This is a genomic window from Streptomyces sp. NPDC043861, assembly GCF_056435905.1.
In genome coordinates this window covers 413,710-433,190 of sequence record NZ_JBWKDP010000001.1, presented here as the reverse complement: position 1 = coordinate 433,190, position 19,481 = coordinate 413,710, and the positions used below count along the sequence as shown (strand labels likewise).

The 19,481-nt window shown below is 70.5% G+C and carries 18 protein-coding genes; 3 read left to right on the top strand and 15 right to left on the bottom strand.

Annotated features, from left to right (window positions below):
* Nucleotides 1-110: 110 nt before the first annotated feature.
* Both AC068D_RS01750 and AC068D_RS01745 read right to left on the bottom strand, forming a co-directional pair.
* Nucleotides 111-695 (bottom strand): TetR/AcrR family transcriptional regulator, encoded by a 585-nt coding sequence (locus tag AC068D_RS01750; RefSeq protein ID WP_478820915.1) that lies wholly within the window; start codon nucleotides 693-695, stop codon nucleotides 111-113.
* Nucleotides 696-700: 5 nt separating this feature from the next.
* Entirely contained in the window at nucleotides 701-2,128 is a 1,428-nt protein-coding gene (locus AC068D_RS01745; RefSeq protein WP_478820914.1) for an amidase, read from the bottom strand.
* Between the two features lie 55 nt (nucleotides 2,129-2,183).
* Here AC068D_RS01745 and AC068D_RS01740 point away from each other — a divergent pair, with 55 nt between their 5' ends.
* Nucleotides 2,184-2,978, top strand: a complete 795-nt coding sequence (locus tag AC068D_RS01740; protein WP_478821380.1) for an SDR family NAD(P)-dependent oxidoreductase — start codon at nucleotides 2,184-2,186, stop codon at nucleotides 2,976-2,978.
* Nucleotides 2,979-3,190: 212 nt separating this feature from the next.
* Here AC068D_RS01740 and AC068D_RS01735 read toward each other — a convergent pair whose 3' ends face one another.
* The 8 genes from AC068D_RS01735 to AC068D_RS01700 all read right to left on the bottom strand — a co-directional run bounded on the left by AC068D_RS01735 (nucleotide 3,191) and on the right by AC068D_RS01700 (nucleotide 12,112).
* The gene (locus tag AC068D_RS01735; protein WP_478820913.1) at nucleotides 3,191-4,732 is read right to left on the bottom strand and encodes an NCS1 family nucleobase:cation symporter-1; all 1,542 of its coding nucleotides are present in this window, start codon (nucleotides 4,730-4,732) and stop codon (nucleotides 3,191-3,193) included.
* 33 nt (nucleotides 4,733-4,765) lie between these two features.
* Entirely contained in the window at nucleotides 4,766-5,767 is a 1,002-nt protein-coding gene (locus tag AC068D_RS01730) for a TIGR03842 family LLM class F420-dependent oxidoreductase (RefSeq protein ID WP_478820912.1), read from the bottom strand.
* Between the two features lie 44 nt (nucleotides 5,768-5,811).
* Nucleotides 5,812-7,215: a dihydropyrimidinase gene (hydA, locus tag AC068D_RS01725; RefSeq protein WP_478820911.1), complete on the bottom strand. Its 1,404-nt coding sequence runs from the start codon at nucleotides 7,213-7,215 to the stop codon at nucleotides 5,812-5,814.
* A gap of 28 nt (nucleotides 7,216-7,243) precedes the next feature.
* Nucleotides 7,244-8,524 (bottom strand): aspartate aminotransferase family protein, encoded by a 1,281-nt coding sequence (locus AC068D_RS01720; RefSeq protein ID WP_478820910.1) that lies wholly within the window; start codon nucleotides 8,522-8,524, stop codon nucleotides 7,244-7,246.
* Nucleotides 8,521-9,363: a nitrilase-related carbon-nitrogen hydrolase gene (locus tag AC068D_RS01715; protein ID WP_478820909.1), complete on the bottom strand. Its 843-nt coding sequence runs from the start codon at nucleotides 9,361-9,363 to the stop codon at nucleotides 8,521-8,523. The genes AC068D_RS01720 and AC068D_RS01715 overlap by 4 nt, the downstream gene beginning before the upstream one ends.
* A 169-nt stretch (nucleotides 9,364-9,532) precedes the next feature.
* Entirely contained in the window at nucleotides 9,533-11,086 is a 1,554-nt protein-coding gene (locus AC068D_RS01710; protein ID WP_478820908.1) for a UL36 very large tegument protein, read from the bottom strand.
* 114 nt (nucleotides 11,087-11,200) lie between these two features.
* Nucleotides 11,201-11,611: a PPOX class F420-dependent oxidoreductase gene (locus AC068D_RS01705; protein WP_478820907.1), complete on the bottom strand. Its 411-nt coding sequence runs from the start codon at nucleotides 11,609-11,611 to the stop codon at nucleotides 11,201-11,203.
* Between the two features lie 249 nt (nucleotides 11,612-11,860).
* On the bottom strand, nucleotides 11,861-12,112 hold the full coding sequence (locus AC068D_RS01700) for a helix-turn-helix domain-containing protein (protein ID WP_478820906.1): 252 nt from the start codon (nucleotides 12,110-12,112) through the stop codon (nucleotides 11,861-11,863).
* A 41-nt stretch (nucleotides 12,113-12,153) separates the two neighbouring features.
* Between AC068D_RS01700 and map the strand changes: the two genes are divergently transcribed.
* Nucleotides 12,154-12,921, top strand: a complete 768-nt coding sequence (gene map / locus AC068D_RS01695) for a type I methionyl aminopeptidase (RefSeq protein ID WP_478820905.1) — start codon at nucleotides 12,154-12,156, stop codon at nucleotides 12,919-12,921.
* A 49-nt stretch (nucleotides 12,922-12,970) separates the two neighbouring features.
* On the opposite strand, the gene AC068D_RS01690 is transcribed toward map, so the two are convergent.
* The 5 genes from AC068D_RS01690 to ggt form a co-directional block, all read right to left on the bottom strand.
* Nucleotides 12,971-14,203 carry a cytochrome P450 gene (locus AC068D_RS01690; protein ID WP_478820904.1) on the bottom strand — a complete coding sequence of 411 codons (1,233 nt, stop codon included), beginning with the start codon at nucleotides 14,201-14,203 and terminating at the stop codon, nucleotides 12,971-12,973.
* 27 nt (nucleotides 14,204-14,230) lie between these two features.
* The gene (locus tag AC068D_RS01685) at nucleotides 14,231-15,625 is read right to left on the bottom strand and encodes an NAD(P)/FAD-dependent oxidoreductase (protein ID WP_478820903.1); all 1,395 of its coding nucleotides are present in this window, start codon (nucleotides 15,623-15,625) and stop codon (nucleotides 14,231-14,233) included.
* Nucleotides 15,615-15,845 (bottom strand): ferredoxin, encoded by a 231-nt coding sequence (locus AC068D_RS01680; RefSeq protein ID WP_478821379.1) that lies wholly within the window; start codon nucleotides 15,843-15,845, stop codon nucleotides 15,615-15,617. The genes AC068D_RS01685 and AC068D_RS01680 overlap by 11 nt, the downstream gene beginning before the upstream one ends.
* A 104-nt stretch (nucleotides 15,846-15,949) precedes the next feature.
* Entirely contained in the window at nucleotides 15,950-16,585 is a 636-nt protein-coding gene (locus AC068D_RS01675) for a hypothetical protein (protein WP_478820902.1), read from the bottom strand.
* A gap of 161 nt (nucleotides 16,586-16,746) precedes the next feature.
* Nucleotides 16,747-18,555 carry a gamma-glutamyltransferase gene (gene ggt, locus AC068D_RS01670; RefSeq protein WP_478820901.1) on the bottom strand — a complete coding sequence of 603 codons (1,809 nt, stop codon included), beginning with the start codon at nucleotides 18,553-18,555 and terminating at the stop codon, nucleotides 16,747-16,749.
* A 105-nt stretch (nucleotides 18,556-18,660) separates the two neighbouring features.
* Here ggt and AC068D_RS01665 point away from each other — a divergent pair, with 105 nt between their 5' ends.
* Complete coding sequence (locus AC068D_RS01665; protein WP_478820900.1) at nucleotides 18,661-19,404, top strand: hypothetical protein; 744 nt, start codon at nucleotides 18,661-18,663, stop codon at nucleotides 19,402-19,404.
* Nucleotides 19,405-19,481: the final 77 nt, after the last annotated feature.

Here is a 19,481-nt window from a genome sequence, read left to right as displayed (position 1 = left end):
GGCAGCGTCGCCGCACGAGGGGCCCCTGCCTTCGTCGTCCACATGGCCCATGCTGCGGGAGGCGGCTGCTGCGGACGCCCGCGCCCGCGTGCACCCGTCCGGCCGGACGGTCAGCCCGCCCCGCGCACCAGGAGCAGCAGGGCGTCCGTGAGGTCCTCGGCCGGGGAGCCCGTTGCCAGGCGCCGCAGCTGAAGACCGGTGACCAGGGCGACGGTGGTCGCGGCGAGACGGTCGGCGTCGGGGACGCCCAGGGCCGTGAGGATCTGTGCGGCAAGTCGGTCGTAGGCCGTGAAGCATTCCGCGGCCGCCTCACGCAGCCGCTCGTCGCGCCCGGCCTGGATGTACAGCTCGAACGGCGCGATGTGTTCGGTGTCGAAGGCCGGTCCGCCCGCGGCCTGGGCCGCCAGGGCGGCCGCGCCGTCGACGTCGACGCCCTCGGCCTTGCCCGCGTCGGCGAGTTCGGTGAGCCGACGTGTCTCCTCGTGCACGAAGTGCAGCATCGACTCGCGCAGCAGTTCGTGCTGGCTGGCGAAGTGATAGGTGACCGAGCCGAGCGAGACGCCGGCCTCCTTGGCGATCCGCCGGTTGGTGACCGCGGCGATGCCGTCCTGGCCGATGATGTGCAGGACGGCACCGATGATGCGCTGCCGCGTCGATGGTGCGGGTATGGCTGGCGCGGCGGACTCGCTGGACATGTGCGTCATTGTTCCACCGGTGCGCTCCCGGCGATCACGGGGTCGGGGTGGCGCTCGTACCAGCGGCGGTCCGCCTCCAGCTGGGCGGCGAGCGAGATCAGCCGCTCCTCGCTGCCCTCGGGGCCGAGCAGCTGTGCGCCGACGGGCAGGCCCGCACCGGTGAATCCCGCGGGGACGTTCACCCCGGGCCAGCCGAGGACGTTCCAGGGCCAGGCGTACGGGCAGACCGCCGCCATCGTCGCGTTGGTGCGCCAGGCACTCAGCCCGTCGAAGGTGCCGATGCGCGGCGGGGGCGCCGCCGTGGTGGGGGTGAGGACGACGTCGTACGTGCCGAACAGCTCGCCGATCCGCCGGTGCTGGCGTGCCTCACGTGCCCGTGCGGCGCGCACGATCCGGCCGCCCAGCAGCCGGCCGTTGCGCAGGGCCGTCCGGGTGCGCGGGTCGAGCAGTGCGGGCTCGGGGTGCAGGGCGGCCAGTTCGGCGATGCCGGCGGTGCCGCGCGGGACGAACCCGAGACCGATCAGGCCGTAGCGGGGGCGAGCCTCCTCCACATGGTGGCCGAGGCGGGCGAGGGCCTCGGCCAGCTCGGTCACGGCACGGCGGACGTCGGGGTGGGGCCTGGTGCCGGTGAGGGTGAGCGGGGGGCGCCAGGCCAGGGCGATGCGCAGCCGGCCCGGGTCGCGGCGGGCGGCGGCCGAGGCGTCGATGGGGTCCGGCCGGTGCAGGTCCTCGGGATGCGAACCCTGGACGACGTCGAGCAGCAGCGCGGCGTCGGCCACCGTTCGCGCGAGCGGGCCGTTGACGGTGAGGCCCTGGAAGGCATCGGTGTGCGGGTGGACCGAGACCCGGCCGCGCTGCGGTTTGATGCCGACGAGGTGGGTCCAGGCCGCGGGGATGCGGATGGATCCGGCGCCGTCCGATCCGAGGGCGGCGGGGACCAGACCTGCGGCGACGGCAGCCGCCGATCCGCCGGACGATCCGCCCGGGGTGTGGTCCGTGGACCAGGGGTTCCGGGTGGCGCCGAAGGCGGGACCCTCGGTGAACGCCCACTGACCGAGCTCGCAGGAGTTGGTCTTGCCGACGATGACGGCACCGGCCGCGCGCAGCCTCCGGACCACTTCACCGTCCGCGGGCGCGGGGGCCAGGTCGCCCTGACAGCCGAACAGGGTGGGCAGCCCCGCCACATCGGTGTCGTCCTTCACTGCAACGGGTACTCCGAGCAGGGGCAGCCTCTCCCCCGCCGCGAGGCGCCGGTCGGCGTTCTCGGCCTCGGCGAGCGCTTCCTCCGCACGGACGTGCCGGAAGGCGTTGAGCGTGGGCCGGCTCGCCTCGATGCGTTCGATCGACGCCCCGACGAGCTCCACCGAGGTGGCCTGGCCTTCTGCCAGCGCAGCCACCTGGTCGACGAGCCCCGAGAAATCCGCTGTGGACATGACCACCCTCGCTCCCTATTGTTCGTTCGAACGAACAGAACTGGAGGGTAACCAGATGCGCATCGCCGGATCAACCGTTCTGCTCACCGGTGTCACCGGGGGCATCGGCGCGGCCCTGGCCGCCGAACTCGCCGCCCGGGGCACCAAGTTGATCCTCACGGGCCGCAGGGCCGAGGCGCTCGAACCACTCGTGGAGCGCTACGGCGCCCGTGGCATCGTCGCCGATCTGGCCGACCCGGACGATGTCGAGCGCCTGGCCCGCGAGGCGGCCGGCACCGAGATCCTCATCGCGAACGCCGCCCTCCCCTCCAGCGGCGAGCTCCTCGACTACACCCCGGACCAGATCGACCGTGCCCTGGCGGTCAACCTCCGGGCCCCGGCCATGCTGGCCCGTCTGCTCGCGCCTGCCATGGTCGAGGCGCGCCGAGGGCATCTGGCCTTCGTCGGATCGATGTCCGGCAAGACGGCGACGAAGCACTCGGCGCTGTACAACGCCACCAAGTTCGGCCTGCGCGGCTTCGTCCTGGGACTGCGCCAGGACCTGCACGAGCACGGCGTGGGCGTCTCGATCGTCCAGCCCGGCTTCGTCCGGGACGCCGGCATGTTCGCCGAGACGGGTGCCGAGCCGCCTGCGGGCATGCGCACGGTCTCGCCGCGCCAGGTCGTCGCGGGAGTCGTGCGATCCGTCGAACAGAACCGTGCCGAAGTCAACGTGGCACCGGTGGAGATGAAGGTACTCACCGCGATCGGTGGCCAGTTCCCGGGCATCTCCGAGCGTGTCCAGCGCCGTTCGGGCGGGGCGGATCGTACGCTCCGCCGCGTCGTGGAGGCACAGCGCGACAGCCGCTGAGCGCGCCTCCCGCCCAGGGCGGCGGGAGTCGGTGGCCCTGGTGACGGTCGACCGCAACAGTGATCCCCGGATGGTGCGGGCGCCTGACGGGAACACCGGGATTCACCGCAGCCTTCGGGACACGTCCTGCCGTGCGCAGGCCCGGACGACGGAGAGAGACGGGTCCGGGCGCCGGGCCGGTGTTCAGCGCTCGATGACGCCGGGGCCGGTGTTCAGCGCTCGGTGGCGCCGGCCCGGAACGGCAGCATCAGCAGCACGTACAGCAGCAGTGACGCCGCCAGCCCCACCGCCCAGCCGTAGTCTGCGAGCGGTTTCAGGAAGGGGATCAGGCCCTCCTCGGGGAAGGGGCCCTTGCCCTGCTGGGAGTGGGAGCCGCCCACCGCCAGCACGCCGCCCACCAGGAAGGCGACGACTGCGCGCCAGTTCCAGCCGGAGGAGTACCAGTAGCGTCCGCCCGGCCGGTAGAGGTCCGCCAGCTGAAGATGGGCGCGGCGGATGACCCAGTAGTCGGCGATGAGGATCCCCGCGACCGTGCCGAGCAGACCGCCGACCAGCCCCAGCCAGGTGAAGATGTAGAGCTCGGGGGTAGCGGTCAGTTTCCACGGCATGATGAGGACACCCACGACCCCGGTGATCAGCGCGCCGGTGCGGAAGTTGATGAAGCGCGGGGCCAGGTTGGAGAGGTCGTACGCGGGTGAGACCACGTTCGCCGCGATGTTCACGGAGATGGTCGCGACCAGCACCGTCACAAGCGCGAAGAGCAGGCCGAACACGCTGTCGGTCTTCGCGGCGAGCTCGACCGGGTCCCAGATCGGTGCCCCGTACACCGCCTGGGATCCGGAGGTGACGAACACGGACAGCAGGGCGAACAGCGTCATGGTCGTCGGCAGTCCCAGGGTCTGCCCCCAGACCTGGGCACGCTGGCCGGCGCCGAAGCGGGTGAAGTCCGGAATGTTCAGGGACAGTGTGGACCAGAAGGCGATCATCCCCATGAGGGAGGGGAAGAAGACCTGCCAGAACTCCGGTCCCCAGCCGAGCTGGGACGGCTGGTCGAGCAGCGGGCCGAAGCCTCCCGCCTTGACCGCGATCCACACCAGCAGCACCAGGGCGCCGACGATGACGAACGGTGCCGCCCAGTTCTCGAAGCGCCGCAGGGTCTCCATCCCCCGGTAGATGATGGCCAGTTCGAGCACCCAGAAGACGACGAAGCAGAGCCAGAGCGTCCACGGCTGACCGGCGATCTCCGACGCCTCGGTCCAGCCGCCGAAGATATTGCCGAGCAGGAGGAAGATGCCCTGGCCGCCGATCCAGGTCTGGATGCCGAACCAGGCACAGGCGACCGCCGCCCTGATGAGGGCGGGGAGGTTCGCGCCGCGCAGCCCGAAGGAGGCACGGGCTAGCACCGGGAAGGGGATGCCGTACTTGGGCCCGGCGTGACCGGTGAGCAGCATCGGGAACAGCACGATCACATTGGCGAGTGCGATGGTGAGGACGGCCTGCTTCCAGTCCATGCCGATCGCGACGAGGCCGGAGGCGAGCAGCCAGGACGGGATGTTGTGGGCCATGCCGACCCACAGCGCGGCGAAGTTGTACGTCGTCCAGTGGCGCCGGGCGACGGGGACGGGCAGCAGATCGCCGTTGACGAAGCGTCCTTCGGCGGGGACCGCTCCGGGGGCCAGTTCCACCCGGCCGTGGGCATCGGTGATCTGGTCGGAGTCAGGGGACGACGGGGCCGGGGGAACTGTCGCGGTCATGGCCTGGACCCTTCAGCGGAGGTCGGATGCCGTTCAGCGGTTGAGTGCCGGGATGATCTCCGCGCCGTACGCGTCGATCGTCGCTTCCTTGGCGTCATGCATGTTGTAGACGGCGAACTGGTGCACGCCCAGCTCGCGCAGCGCCTCCAGTTTCTCGAGGTGTGCGGACACGGGCCCGAGCAGACAGAATCGGTCCACGATCTCGTCGGGCACGAAGTCGGTGGACGGGTTTCCGGCGCGCCCGTGGTGGCTGTAGTCGTAGCCGTGCCGCTCCTTGATGTACGCGGTCAGCGCCTCGGGCACCATCCCCGAATGCTCGCCGTACCGCTCGACGAGATCGGCGACGTGGTTGCCGACCATTCCGCCGAACCAGCGGCACTGTTCACGCGCGTGTGCCAGGTCGTCGCCGACGTACGCGGGTGCCGCGACACAGATCGTGACCGAGTCCGGGTCGCGTCCGGCCGCTGCCGCCGCGTCGCGCACGGCCTTCACCATCCACTCGGTGAGGTAGAGGTCGGCGAGCTGCAGGATGAATCCGTCGGCCTTCTGCCCGGCGAGGGCCAGGGCCTTCGGGCCGTAGGCCGCCATCCACACCGGGAGCTTCCCGCCCCGTACCCAGGGCAGGCGCACCGGCTGGCCGTCGATGACGGTCTCCCGGCCCTCGGCGAGGTCGCGGATGGCCGGGATCGCCTCCGCCAGCCGTGCCAGGGTGTTGGGTTTGCGGCCTGCGACGCGCATCGCGGAGTCGCCGCGCCCGATGCCGCAGACCGTGCGGTTGCCGTACATGTCGTTGAGGGTGGCGAAGGTGGAGGCGGTGACTTCCCAGGTCCTGGTACCGGGGTTCGTCACCATGGGTCCGACGTGCAGCTTCTCTGTGTGTTCCAGGATCTGGCTGTAGATGACGAACGGCTCCTGCCAGAGCACCGCCGAGTCGAAGGTCCAGCCGTAGCGGAAGCCGTTGCGCTCTGCGCGCCGCATGAGGCCGATGACTTCCGATGCGGGCGGATCGGTCTGCAGGACAAGTCCGAAGTCCACGAGGCGACCTCCCATTTCGGGTACTGACCAGTTTCGGGTACTGACTAGTTCAGGTACTGACAGGTGGACCTGGGGGTGTACACGCCGTGGCCCGCCCGGCCGGTGAACTCCCGCTGGTCGATGACGACTTCTCCGCGCGAGAGGACGGTCTCCACCCGACCGGTGATCCGCTTACCCTCGTAGGCCGAGTAGTCGACGTTCATGTGGTGCGTTTCGGCGGAGATGATCCCCGAGGCGCCCGGGTCGTAGATGACGACATCGGCATCGGTTCCGGGCGCGATCGTGCCCTTCTTCGGGTAGAGGCCGAACATCCGGGCCGGGGTGGCGCAGGCGATCTCGATCCACCGGCGGCGCGTGATGTGCCCGTCGAGCACCGCCTGGTGCAGCAGGTCCATCCGGTTCTCCACACCCGGCAGTCCATTCGGGATCTTGGAGAAGTCACCCCGGCCCAGCTCCTTCTGTCCGACGAAGCAGAAGGGACAGTGGTCGGTGGAGACGACCTGGAGGTCATTGGTGCGCAGTCCGCGCCAGAGCGCCGCCTGATGCTCCTTCGGGCGAAGCGGTGTGCTGCACACGTACTTGGCACCCTCGAAGCCGGGCTCGGCGAGATTGTCGGTGGACAGGAACAGATACTGCGGACAGGTCTCGCCGAAGACGGGGAGCCCTTTGCCGCGCGCGGCGGCGATCTCGTCGACGGCCTCCTCGGCCGAGACATGGACGACGTAGAGGGGTGCGCCGGCGACCCGGGCGAGCTGGATGGCCCGGTGGGTCGCCTCCGCCTCCAGCAGCACCTTCCTGACCTCGCCGTGGTAGCGCGGGTCGGTCTCTCCGCGCGCCAGGGCCTGTTCGACGAGGACGTCGATCGCGATGCCGTTCTCGGCGTGCATCATGATCAGCCCGCCGTTGGCGGTTCCGCGCTGCATGGCCCGCAGGATCTGCCCGTCGTCGCTGTAGAAGACACCGGGGTAGGCCATGAAGAGCTTGAACGAGGTGACGCCCTCCTCCACGAGGAGGTCCATCTCCTTGAGGGACGAATCGTTGACGTCGGAGAGGATCATGTGGAAGGCGTAGTCGATGGCGCAGTTGCCGTCCGCCTTCGCGTACCAGGCGTCGAGCCCTTCGCGCAGGCCCTGGCCCATCGTCTGCACAGCGAAGTCCACGATGGTGGTGGTGCCGCCCCAGGCCGCGGCCCGGGTGCCGGTCTCGAAGGTGTCGGAGGCGAACGTGCCGCCGAACGGCAGCTCCATGTGGGTGTGCGCGTCCACGCCGCCCGGGATCACGTACTTCCCGGTGGCGTCGATGGTGCGGTCACCGGTCCAGCTCTCGGCCACGGTGGAGCCGTGCGTGGCGAGGGCGGCGATGCGGCCGTCCTCGATCAGTACATCGGCGTGGATCTCTTCGGCGGCGGTGATGACGAGTCCGCCGCGGATCAGGGTGCGGTTGCTCATGGTTCCCGTACTCCTCGCGTGGAATGAACTAGACGCTTCGCAAGGCCCGTTCGAGGATCGCCGCCCCCTCCTCCGCCTCCGCGACGGTGAGCGACAGCGGAGGCGCGATCCTGAGCACGCTGGTGTTGTGCGCACCGCCCTTCCCGATGAGCAGGCCGCCTTCGCGGGCCGCCTCGAGCACGGCCGAGGCGGCCTCGGGATGTGCCTTGTCCGTACCGGGTTCGACGAGCTCGACGGCGGCCATCAGTCCGCGGCCGCGCACTTCGCGGACAGCCGGGACAGCGGCACCGATGGCGCGCAGCCGTTCGATGAGCAGTCCGCCGACGCGCCGGGCGTTGCCCTGCAGATCGTGCTCGAGCACGTACGAGAGGTTCGCGAGGCCCGCCGCCATGGTGACGGGCGAGCCGCCGAAGGTGGAGATGGAGTTGGCGTCGATGCAGTTCATGACCTCGGCACGGGCGACCACACCGCCGATGGACATGCCGTTGCCGATGCCCTTGGCGAAGGTGAGCATGTCCGGCGGGCCGTTCTCGGCGTGGGCCTGCCAGCCCCAGAAGTGCTCGCCCGTCCTGCCCCAGCCGGTCTGCACCTCGTCGGAGATCCACAGGATGCCGTGCCGGTCGAGGACTTCACGGAAGGCGGCGTACAGCCCGTCGGGGGGCGAGGTGAATCCGCCGACGCCCTGGATGGGCTCGGCGATCAGCGCGGCGACGTCGTGGGTGTGGCCGAGCAGGTCCTCCAGATCGGCCACGCATGCCTCGATGAACCGGGCGTCCGACAGATGGGCGAAGGGCCCCCGGGTGCGGACGCCGCCGTGCACGTACAGCGTCTGCAGCGGGGAGAGGCCGGTCGGTGACCAGGCGCGGTTGCCGGTGATGGAAACGGCCGAGAAGGAGCGCCCGTGGTAGCTGTTGCGCATCGCGAGGATCTGGCCCGATCCGCGGAACGCGGTGGCCATCAGCAGTGCCGTGTCATTGGCCTCGGTGCCGGAAGTGGTGAAGAAGACACGGGCGTCGGGGATGCCGGAGAGGGCGGCGATGCGCTCGGCGAGCTCGACCATGGGCCGGTTGAGATAGAGCGTGGAGGTGTGGATGATCCGCCCCGCCTGCTCGCTCACCGCCTTGGTGACCTCCGGCAGGGCGTGTGCGGTCATGGTGGTGAGGATGCCGCCGAAGAAGTCGAGGTAGCGGTTGCCTTCCGCGTCCCAGACGTACCGCCCCTCGCCGTGGGTGATCTCGAGGGGCTGCCGGTAGTAGAGCGCCACCCAGTCGGGGATGACGGACCGGTGCCGGTCGTACAGGTCGCTCACGGCTGCACCAGCCCGTCGTAGGCGTCGGGCCGGCGGTCGCGGTAGAACGCCCACTGCTGCCGGACCTCTTCGATGAGGCCGAAGTCGAGGTCCCTGACGATCAGTTCCTCCTGCTTGTCGCTGGCGAGGTCACCGACGAACTGGCCACGGGGATTGACGAAGTAGCTGGTGCCGTAGAAGTCGTTGTCGCCGTACTCCTCCCGGCCGACTCGGTTGATCGCGGCGATGAAGTACTCGTTGGCGACGGCGGCCGCAGGCTGCTCCAGCTGCCAGAGGTAGGACGAGAGACCTCGGTGGGTGGCCGACGGGTTGTAGACCAACTGGGCACCGTTGAGGCCGAGTTGGCGCCAGCCCTCCGGGAAGTGGCGGTCGTAGCAGATATAGACGCCGACCTTGCCGACGGAGGTGTCGAAGACCGGCCAGCCGAGGTTGCCGGGCCTGAAGTAGTACTTCTCCCAGAACCCCTTCACTTGCGGGATGTGGTGCTTGCGGTACTTGCCGAGGTAGGTGCCGTCGGCGTCGATGACCGCCGCGGTGTTGTAGTAGAAGCCCGAGTCCTCGACCTCGAAGACCGGGACGACGATCACCATTCCGGTCTCGCGGGCGAGATCCCGCATCCTCAGCACGGTGGGGCCGTCCGGCACCGGTTCGGCCCAGCGGTAGTGCTCCGGCTCCTGGACCTGGCAGAAGTACGGCGCGTTGAACACTTCCTGGAATCCGATGACCTTGGCGCCCTGCCGGGCCGCCTCACGGGCGTGCTCCTCATGCTTGGCGATCATCGATTCGGTGTCGCCGGTCCAGGTCGCCTGGACGAGTGCGGCGCGTACGACATTGGTCATGAGCTGCTCCTTCGACAAGACGTCAGAGAGCCTCTACGCACGTAGACGCGATACGTAGGAGGAGAACGTAAGCCCCGTCACACACTGGGGCAAGACCATCGTCGTCAACCCGCAGTGTCGATCATGTTTCGCACCCTAGCGGTCGACAAACAGCGTATACCGTACTTTTTCAACCGCTGATGAACCCTGCAACACGCAGAGCGTGCACCAGATCGCGCTCCCGGTCCTGCGACACGGCACGCGCCGCGGAGAGCAGCCGGGGGACGAGCCCACGGGGGTCCGACGCGGCAACGCGTGCGGCCTCCTCCGCAGTGCGGACCTGCACGAACGCGGCGAGCAGGGCGTTCGCTCCGCTCCGTTCACCCGCCTCCTCGAGCGCGACCACGGCGTCCGCGATCTCGTTCGCCGGGCGCGCGACACCCTGCCGCAACAGATGTCCGCAGTCCTCGGTCCGGCCCGCCGCGGCGAGCGCCACCGCCGCGGCCGCCAGCTGCGCCGGCGGCAGTGACGCGACCTCCCAGAGCAGGGTGGCCCAGTCGGCGCCCAGACCGGCGCGGTGCAGCTCCGCCGCCAGCACCGGCAGCCAGGCTGCCGGACGGACCGCGGCCTCGCACAGCAGGGCGTGCGCCTCGCCGCTGCGCGCCTCGGCACGCAGCCTTCCGAGTTCGGCGACGGTGTCCGCGGCGGCGCGCTGTGCCTGCGCGTGAACGTGCGCGTGTACGGAGGATGCGCTCCCTTCCACCGTCGGCACATCGTTCTCCGCTGCGCCGCCGAATCGCGCCCCGCGCGGCCGCGCCCCGGTCACGGGCAGGGAGGGGACAGGGTCTGCCCGGCTCCCGCGAACGTCTTCGGCCCCGTCGTCCAGCCATGCGTAGCGGGCTCCTCGCGGCCGCCGCTTCCCGGATGCGTCACGCCCCCGCCCACGCCTGCGCCGCGATTCGCCGCCGGCCGCCTCGTCCGCCGAAACGGCGCCCCCGCGGCCGCCACCACGGCGGAACCAGGAATCCGCAAACCCGGGCGCCGCGTGTGCATCCGGGTCCCCCGCCGGGCCGGTGGCCCGGGAAGGTCCGCGCTGCGAAGCCGGATCGGTTTCCCGAAGCCCCGGCAGGACCGTGTCCGTCCCGTCCGACTGCGGCGCCCCGGGCCCGGACACCCACGGGGCCTGCCCGACGGCCGGAGTTCCCGGCTCCGGCCGCGCCCCGCCGGGGCCGAGCGGGCCGATGCCTCCGGACCGGCTCGCCACCGCGTCCCCCGCAGGCGGCAAGGCGGCGAGCCGGGCCTCGAGTTCGGCCCGGCGGGCGGTCGCGCGGGTGTGGTCGTCGTTGGCCCAGGACAGTTCGCCGGCCAGACGCCCGTACTCCGCCGTTCCCTCGGCGACGGCGGCCAACTGCCGCAGCAGGTCCTGGCCGCGGTCTGCCGCGTACGCCTGCTCGCGGCACATCAGCTCCAGGCGCTCCTGGAGAGCCCGGCGGCCGCCGGCGAGACCGTCGTGGGCGGCGGCAGCGGCTGAGTGGAGCGCACGGGCGTGTACGGTCTCGTCCTCGTCGGCAGAGAGGTCGCGAAGCAGCGACTCCACCACGTCCCAGGGCGGGATCTCCGCGCCCTGGAGGCAGGCGACCAGTCCGTCGGGGTCGCGCTGCCAGAAGACTCCGTACCAGCCGGCGCCCCGGTCGAGATGCTCGGTCAGCTCTCGCAGATACTGCGCGAACACCCCTATTTCCATGGGGAGTTGATGCACCGCCATCGTCGCCGCCCTCCGCCGCCGGTACGCATGGCATTCGACCTCAGCCGTGTTACGGGAGGGCTACGCGCAGTTTTCGGCGACGGAGCGGATCGCTCAACGTGTCGGGATGGTCACTGCGATGCCCGTGTGCGGGCGCTTGCCGAGCCGGAAGACCGCGGCGGGAACGTCGACGAGCCAGAACTGCCAGGTGTACTTGCGGGAGAGAAGCCGCCGCACCTTCCTCAGCTCCGCCTCGGCCATCAGCCGGGCCGTCCCTTCCACGGCGGGAGCACCCTCCTCGACCCGTCCGCGCAGATCACATGCCCTGACGGTGACACGGCTGTCCCTGCGCAGCCGCTTGACCTTCCAGGAGTCGGAGCGGGTCCAGACATAGAGTTCACCGCCGTCGACGGCGAACCACACGGGAGTCGCGACACCCGTGCCGTCCTTCCGGAAGGTGGTGAGGCTGATGTATTTCGCGCGGCTGAGCTGCTGGAGGTCCACAGGCGCGAGACTACGCCCCATGCGCCGGGCCGTAACGGTCGACGGCCCCGGCCCCGACCCCGACCCCGACCCCAGTGGACCTCGGTGACGCCCCGACCGGGCCCAGGAGGGGCTCGTGTCCGGACAGCCGCCGGAACGGCGACGGCACGGCGACGGCACGATCGCGGACGGGGACGGGGACGGGGCGACGCGGGGCGGGTCCGCCGCTCGGGCTGCCGCACCGCGGCCTGGTCACCGCGTCGCAGCCGGCCACCCACGCCAACGGAGCGGCTACACGGGCATCGGCGCACAGAGCGCGGCGAGTTCGTCCAGTGACAGGCCGAGCTCCCCGGCCAGCGCCGCGACGGTGAAGAAGGCCGGAGTCGGTGCCCTGCCCGTCTCGATCTTGCGGAGGGTCTCGGGGGAGAGACCGGCGGCCGCGGCGACCTCCACCATGCTCCGCGGGCCACGCGCAGCGCGGAGCAACCGGCCCAGCCGCTCGCCGCGTTTGCGCTCTTCGGGGGTCAGGGGTGTACGAACCATGCCGTCATTCTAATACCGCTTCGACCGGTATAGTAATTGGCATGGTGGAGATCAAGACGGATGCCTCGCTGGATGCCATGCGTGCTGCCGGCCGGGTCGTCGCACAAGTGCTCACAGCGGTACGGGACGCAGCAGCGGTGGGCGTCAGCCTGCGGGACCTGGACGAGACCGCGCGCGCGGTGCTGCGGGAGGCGGGCGCGGGGTCACCGTTTCTCGGCTACCGCCCGGACTGGGCGCCCACTCCCTTCCCGGCGGTCGTCTGCACGTCCGTCAACGATGCGATCGTGCACGGCATCCCGGACGACCACCGGCTCGGCGACGGCGACCTCCTGAGCATCGACTGCGGCGCGGTCCTGGACGGCTGGGTCGGTGACTCGGCCATCAGCTTCGTCGTCGGTCGCCCGCGCCCCGAGGACGTCCGCCTTGTCGACACGGCGTACGAGGCGCTCGACGCGGGCATCGCCGCGGCGGTGGTGGGCAACCGTATCGGGGACATCGCGCACGCGATCGGCCGCGTGTGCCGGGCGGCGGGCTACGGCATTCCCTCCGGCTACGGCGGCCATGGCGTGGGCCGCACGATGCACGAGGACCCCGGTGTACCGAACGAGGGCCGCCCGGGCCGTGGCATGCCGCTGCGCCACGGCATGGTGCTCGCCATCGAGCCGATGCTGATCGGCAGCGGCGGGGACGGCTACCGCACCGCCCACGACGGCTGGACCCTCCGGACGTCCGACGGTTCCCGCGCATCCCACGCGGAACACACCGTGGCCATCACCGACGACGGGCCGCGCATCCTCACCGCACCGTGAGCCGCACCTGAGCCCTGAGCCGCCCCTGGGCCGCCCCCGAACGGACCGCTCAGGGGCGGATGTCGTCGCAGGCGATGGGCAGATGGCGGGGGCCGCGCAGCACCGCGTTCTGCCGGTACTCGGGCGGGTCCTCCAGCAGCCGGGGATTGACGAGCCTGCGGGCCAGCTCGCTCAGCGCGAGCTGCGCCTCCAGCCTGGCGAGCGGAGCGCCGAAGCAGCTGTGGATTCCGCTGCCGAAGCCGAGGTGCTCGATGTCCTTGCGGTCCGGGTTGAACCGCTCCGGGTCCTCGAACCGCAACGGGTCGCGGTTGGCCGCGGCCACGACGAGCCAGAGCGAGGCTCCCTTGGGGATGGTGACACCGCCGATGTGGATGTCCGTGAGCGTGGTGCGGTTGGGCACCAGCTGCACGGGCGGCTCGTAGCGCAGCAGTTCCTCCACGATCGGGACCGCCAGCTTCGGGTCCTCGCGCAGCCGCACCAGCACGTCCGGGTGGCGCAGCAGGGTGAGCATCCCGTTCGTGATCAGATTGACGGTGGTCTCATGGCCGGCGATCAGCAGCAGGGCCGCGGTGCTCAGCAGCTCCATGGTCGTCATGGTCCCGTCCGGACCGTGGGCGGTGGCCAGTTCGGAGAGCATGTCGTCGCCGGGCTTCTTGCGGCGCTCCTCGATCAGCCCGGCCAGATACATGCCCAGCTCCGTCCGGGCCTTCTGAGCGATCTTGTTCCGCTCGGTCGGGTCCTCCCCCGGCGTCGGGTCGAGGCTGGCGGCGAGGGTGTCGGCCCAGACGTGGAAGCGCGCCTCGTCCTCGCGCGGAACGCCGAGCAGCCGGCAGATGACGGTGACGGGGAACGGATAGGAGAACTGCTCGACGAGATCGATCCGGTCCGTGTTCCCGATACCGTCGACGAGCCCGGCCACGATCTTCTCGAGTTCGCCGTGCATCTCATGGACCCGGCGCGGCTTGTGGGGCGGCCCGAACGACGTGTTCGTCATGCGGCGCAACCGGTCGTGCTCCGGGGGGTCGAGACGGATGAAGCTCGGAGGCAGTGCAGTCTCCTCCTGCTGCTCCAGGTCATAGCCGGCCGGCTGGGACAGGTTCCGGGCGTCCGAACTGACTCGCGGATCGTGGAGCAGGCTGAGGACCTCGTAGTACGTACTGACGACGTACGCGCCGTCGCCCTCGTTGAGCACCGGCGTCTTGCGGAGCTCCGCGTAGAGGGGATACGGGTTCGCGCGGCTCTTGTAGTCGATGATCTGCCGCAGGAGATTGCCTTGGGTCATGACGAGTCCTTGTGCGTCGCGCGCGGGTCAGTGCCGGCCGGGAGTGAAGGTCATGCGCCGATCGGACGGCGAATAGCCACTGAGAGTCACGGTCGGCCCGTGGGTGGGCACCGACGGGTCGGGGAAGTCGGCCGACACCGGCCGCATCCCCTCGGGGCGGCGGTCGACGGTCGGGAACTGCGGCGGGAACGGCGCGGTCGTCTCGATCAACTGCTGGTAGAAGGGCAGCCAGCGTGCCTGGTCGAAGGCGACGGCGCCGATGACGCGCCCCTGGTATCCGTACACGCCGACGAATCTGCGCTCCGCGAGCGAGCCCTGCGCGATGAGGATCTCCGTGCCCATGGACGGCACACCGACCGACTTGATGTTCACTCCGAACTGGGAGGACCAGAAGGCCGGTACCCACATGTGGGGGCGCCGGTCCACGCTTTCGCAGAGCATGTTGTGCGCCGCGGTCTCGGCCTGGACGACGGCGTTGCCCCAGTGTTCGAGGGACAGGAACTGGTACCCGAACAGCGGGTGCGGGGACCGCGCCACGTCACCGGCGACGAAGATGTCGTCGGTCACGATGCCCCGGATGTCGAACGCCCGGCAGCCGGCGTCGCAGGCGATGCCCCTCGGCCCCGCTCCCAGACCGGATCCGGCGAGCCACTCGGTGTTGCGCATCGCACCGAGCGAGACGACGACGACGTCCGTCTCGACGCTGGTGCCGTCGGAGAGGTGGGCCGCGCGGACGCGTCCCGCCGAGTCCCCCTCGAGGCTCGTGACCATCACCCCGCAGCGCAGGTCCACACCGTTCTCACGCTGCAGTTGGGCGGCCACCTCGCCCACCACACCACCGAGCGCACCGACGAGGGGCGCGGCGCCGCGCTCCGCGACGGTGACCTCGATCTCGCGCTCACGGCAGGCCGCCGCGATCTCCGAACCGGTGAACCCGGCGCCGATGACGAAGACCCTCCGAGGTCCGGCGGCCAGCCGCTTCTGCAACGCGGTGGCGTCGTCACGGGTGCGCAGGACGAAGACCCCGTCGAGCTCCGCTTCCGTTTCGTTCGGCCACGGCCGTGCCCGTACCCCGGTGGCGATCAGCAGCCGGTCGTATCCCACCTCGTCGCCGTCGGCCAGCCGTACGCGTCTGGCACCCATGTCCAGCCCGCTGGCCGGGACCCCGAGCCGCCACTCCGCGTCAAGGGACCGGCGCCGGGGCAGCGCGGTGTGGTCGGCCGTCGCCTTGCCCAGCAGGACTCCCTTGGACAACGGGGGACGGTCGTACGGCTCGTACGGCTCGTCGCCGATCATCGTGAGCGAACCGGCGAAACCCTCCTCCCGCAGGGTCTCCGCGGCCCTCAGGCCGGCCAGGGAAGCGCCCACGACGACGATGCGCCCCTCGCGCTTGAACCGGTCGAGGAATCCGTCATCGGGCATCGGAGGCCTCCTGTGCCGAAGCGTTCCCGTCCAGCCCGTCCGCGAGGATGGCCTGCACCGGGCAGGCGGCGACGGCTCTGGCCACCTTGTCCCGCTGCGCCTTGTCGGCGCGGGGGTTGTACAGCAGCGCCTCTTCACCGTGCATCTCGAAGACGTCCGGGGCGAGGAACGCACACTGCGCGTAGCCCTGGCATCGGTTGAGATCGACGACAACTTTCACCACGGATCAGCCCTTCCCGTGACCGGTCACTCTCCGCCACCAGCATGCGGCCGCGGACCCGGCTCCGCTCGTCGGGGCGGGCCGGTGGAGTGAACGGTCCGGCGTCACACCACCTCGGGCGCGGGTTCGGAGCGGGACCGCCGACGGAGCCTGATCAGATGGATGCTGATGATCACGGACCAGGCGGGAAAGACCAGTTCGGACCAGGGGAAGCCCGGTCCCGCGAACAGCAGCACCAGGCCCGCCGCATAGCCGATCAGCGCGTAGGGGCGCGGGAACACTCCGAGCCTGTGACCGATGGTCGACGTCGCGAAGATGAAGACGGCGGCCATCCGCATCGAGTAGGTCGTCAGCAGGGTGTAGGCGAAGTTGCGGCCGAACTCGGACGGCTGCTGGTCGTCCAGGATGCTGCCTGCGGCTGCGGCAGCCCCGAACATGGTGGCCACGAAGACCAGTCCGCTGCCCATGAACACAGTCGCGACGAATTTGTCCTCCGCCTCCCCCACCTGCGCCCGGAGGGCACCCATGAACCACAGGAAGAAGATCCCGGCGAAGGGCACCAGTTCCAGCGCAGCGCGCACGGCCCGCCGCCGGTCGGGACTGATCCCGCCGGTCTCGGCCGCCCCTTCGGGGATCGCCACCCGCATCAGGACGATCGCGGCCGCCAGCAGCACCGCGAACACGATCCCGGCCAGTCCCGCGGCCCGAGGGGTCCGCAGTCGCTGTCTGTTCGGCTCCATGGACCGCTCGCTTTCTCTCCGTTCCAGAAAGCAGGCGGATCAAGGCATGCGCCACCGGGGCCACCCGTGAGGGTGACCCCGGTGGCAAGGCGAGGAGGGGCTGTCACGGCCGGACGTCACGGCCACGGTCGGCTGCTCCTCGAGAAGCGGAAGCGCCGCCGTTACGGAGTGCCGCTCGGCCGCACCACCATCGCCGAGCCCCCGCCGCGGCGCACCTTCTCGGCCGCCGCGAGCCAGCGCCCGTCCGGCAGCCGCTGCACCCCTGTCGCCGCGCCGATCTCGGGGTTCTGCCGGAAGGCATGGCCGAGCGACTCCAGCCCGGCCCGCAGGGGGCTGTTCCACAGTCCCGGTTCCAGCTCGGTCGTCCCCTGGTTGCGCTGACTGGCGCGCGGGGCCGCGATGGCGTCCACCAGGGGAAGGCCGCGGTCGACCACGCCCGTCAGTGTCTGCAGGACGGTGGTGATGATCGTCGCCCCACCGGGTGATCCGAGTGCCAGCACGGGCCTGTCGCGGTGGTCGAGGACGATCGTCGGGGAGATCGAGGAGCGGGGGCGCTTGCCGGGCCCGGGGAGGTTGGGGTCGTGGACCGCGGGGTTGGCCGGGGCGAAGGAGAAATCGGTCAGCTCGTTGTTGAGCAGGAAGCCCCTCCCGGGCACCGTGATACCGCTTCCGCCCGTCGATTCGATCGTCAGTGTGTAGGCGACGACGTTGCCCCACTTGTCGGCGGCGGTGAGATGCGTCGTGTTCTCGCCCTCGTACGTCGTCGGCGCAGCGGTGCCGCCGCTCGCGCATGCCGCCGGTTTCCTCGGGTCGCCGGGAGCGAGCGGGCTGGTGAGCACGGCGTCGTCGCGGATCAGGCACTCCCGCGCGTTCGCGTACCGCTGGGACAGCAGCTCCCGTACCGGTACGTCCTCGAAGGCCGGGTCGCCGACCCAGCGGCCGCGGTCGGCGAAGGCGATCCTGGCGGCCTCGATGAAGCGATGCAGATACGCCGTCTCGGAGACTGCCGCAAGATCCGTCCGCTCGAGGATGTTCAGCGCCTCGCCCACGCTCGTGCCGCCCGACGAGGCGGGCCCCATGCCGTACACGTCCAGCCCGCGGTACGAGATCTTCGTCGGCCTGCGCCGCTCGGTCTCGTACGCCGCCAGATCCCTCAGCGTCAGATCACCGGGCCGCACCACACGTGTGGCGCCGTCCCGGACCTCCGGCCCGCGCACGGTGTTGACGATGTCGCGTGCGATCGGGCCCTTGTAGAGCGCCGCGGTCCCGTTGCGCCCGAGCTCCGCGTAGGTGCGCGCGAGGCCGGGATTTCTGAACACCGAGCCCACGACCGGCAACTGCCCGCCCGGCAGGAACAGCTCGGCCGTGGCCGGGAAGTCCCGGAAGCGCGCCTCGTTGGACCGGGTCTGGGAACGGAACGTCTCATCGACGGTGAAGCCGTCCTTCGCGAGTCGTTCGGCCGGCTTCAGCAGGTGCCGCAGCGGTCGGCTTCCCCAGGCGTCGAGAGCCGCGTCCCAGGTCGCCGGTGTACCGGGAGTGCCGACGCCGAGGCCGCTGGTGACGCCCTCCTCGAAGGGTATGGGCTTGCCGTTCTCCAGGAAGAGGGACTCGTCCGCCGACCCCGGCGCGGTCTCGCGCCCGTCGATCGTGTGCACCTTCCTCGACCTGGCGTCGTAGTAGACGAAGAAGCCGCCGCCTCCGATACCCGCCGAGTAGGGCTCGGTCACCCCGAGGGCCGCGGCGGTCGCCACCGCGGCGTCCACCGCGTTGCCGCCCTTGCGCAGCACCTCGATGCCGACGGCGGAGGCGTCCGCGTCGACGCTGGCGACCGCTCCTCCGTATCCGGCTGCGACCGGTTCCTTGACCGGGGCGGTTGCGGCCGGGGCCTGCGGCGGCCCTGCGGCGCCCACCGAGAGCACCGCCAGCGCGATGGCCGGAATCGTGACAAGACGAGCGGAACCGCGTCGCATCCGTACCTCCAGTCGGCGAACGTGCGCGCAGCGTAACGCCACCTCGGTATCCCCGTCAGGACCGCATCGAACACTGTTCCATATGGGCCGCTAGCATGCGCGCCCATGAATGAAGACCTGCGCAACATCGTGCTGGGGGTCGTGGCCGCCGGTATCAGTGCCTCGCTCGGCTGGATGGCCCGCACCTATCTATGGCGTCGCAAACTCCGTCGCAAGCAGACCTTCTTCGGTCTGCCGGGAAACTCCGAGTGCCTGCTCGTGGTCAACCGGGAGGCGGGCAACGAGGGCGCGGTCCATCGCTTCGACGTGTTCGCGCTGCTCGAACTCTCCGCGCTCATCAAGGACTGCGGGGCGAAGGCACAGATCGTCCGGCACGATGTCGCACAGCAGGGCTTCGGCGAGCGCACGGAGTTCTGTGTCGGCGGTCCGTACTCGAACCGCCGGATGGCCGCCCATCTCTCGTCGCTCCTGCCGGGCGTGGAGGTCAACGTGGATCCGGAGCCGGGCCCCGACCGCGCCCAGTTCCGGATCGGCTCGGAACGCTACCCGCTGGAGGCAGGCATCACCGAGTACGTCCTCCTGGCGCGCCTCACCGCGGGCGAGGGCGGCAGACCCGTGTTCCTGTTCTGCGGGCAGCGGGCGATCACCAACCAGGCGGCCACCCGCTATCTGGCCCGCCACCACGAGAAGCTGGCCCGCAAGCATGGCTCGAACTCGTTCGTGTTGCTGCTGAAGGTGGTCAACACCCAGGCGTACGGGCCCGACGTCGTGGAACTCGTCGGCGATGTGACGCGCGCGGCGCAGTCCCCGGCGACGGCCGTCCACAACTCCCACCGCGCCGCGGGCTGAGGGTGGTCCCGCAGCCGTGTCCCGTAGGCATGTCCCGTAGGCATGTCCGGTAGGCCGTCTCCTCCGGATCGTGCCCG

Coding starts and splice junctions, on each gene's coding strand:
- AC068D_RS01750 (WP_478820915.1), bottom strand. CDS start 695: ATGTCCAGCGAGTCCGCCGCGCCAGCCATACCCGCACCATCGACGCGG.
- AC068D_RS01745 (WP_478820914.1), bottom strand. CDS start 2,128: ATGTCCACAGCGGATTTCTCGGGGCTCGTCGACCAGGTGGCTGCGCTG.
- AC068D_RS01740 (WP_478821380.1), top strand. CDS start 2,184: ATGCGCATCGCCGGATCAACCGTTCTGCTCACCGGTGTCACCGGGGGC.
- AC068D_RS01735 (WP_478820913.1), bottom strand. CDS start 4,732: ATGACCGCGACAGTTCCCCCGGCCCCGTCGTCCCCTGACTCCGACCAG.
- hydA (WP_478820911.1), bottom strand. CDS start 7,215: ATGAGCAACCGCACCCTGATCCGCGGCGGACTCGTCATCACCGCCGCC.
- AC068D_RS01715 (WP_478820909.1), bottom strand. CDS start 9,363: ATGACCAATGTCGTACGCGCCGCACTCGTCCAGGCGACCTGGACCGGC.
- AC068D_RS01710 (WP_478820908.1), bottom strand. CDS start 11,086: ATGGAAATAGGGGTGTTCGCGCAGTATCTGCGAGAGCTGACCGAGCAT.
- AC068D_RS01705 (WP_478820907.1), bottom strand. CDS start 11,611: ATGGGGCGTAGTCTCGCGCCTGTGGACCTCCAGCAGCTCAGCCGCGCG.
- AC068D_RS01700 (WP_478820906.1), bottom strand. CDS start 12,112: ATGGTTCGTACACCCCTGACCCCCGAAGAGCGCAAACGCGGCGAGCGG.
- map (WP_478820905.1), top strand. CDS start 12,154: ATGGTGGAGATCAAGACGGATGCCTCGCTGGATGCCATGCGTGCTGCC.
- AC068D_RS01690 (WP_478820904.1), bottom strand. CDS start 14,203: ATGACCCAAGGCAATCTCCTGCGGCAGATCATCGACTACAAGAGCCGC.
- AC068D_RS01685 (WP_478820903.1), bottom strand. CDS start 15,625: ATGCCCGATGACGGATTCCTCGACCGGTTCAAGCGCGAGGGGCGCATC.
- AC068D_RS01675 (WP_478820902.1), bottom strand. CDS start 16,585: ATGGAGCCGAACAGACAGCGACTGCGGACCCCTCGGGCCGCGGGACTG.
- ggt (WP_478820901.1), bottom strand. CDS start 18,555: ATGCGACGCGGTTCCGCTCGTCTTGTCACGATTCCGGCCATCGCGCTG.
- AC068D_RS01665 (WP_478820900.1), top strand. CDS start 18,661: ATGAATGAAGACCTGCGCAACATCGTGCTGGGGGTCGTGGCCGCCGGT.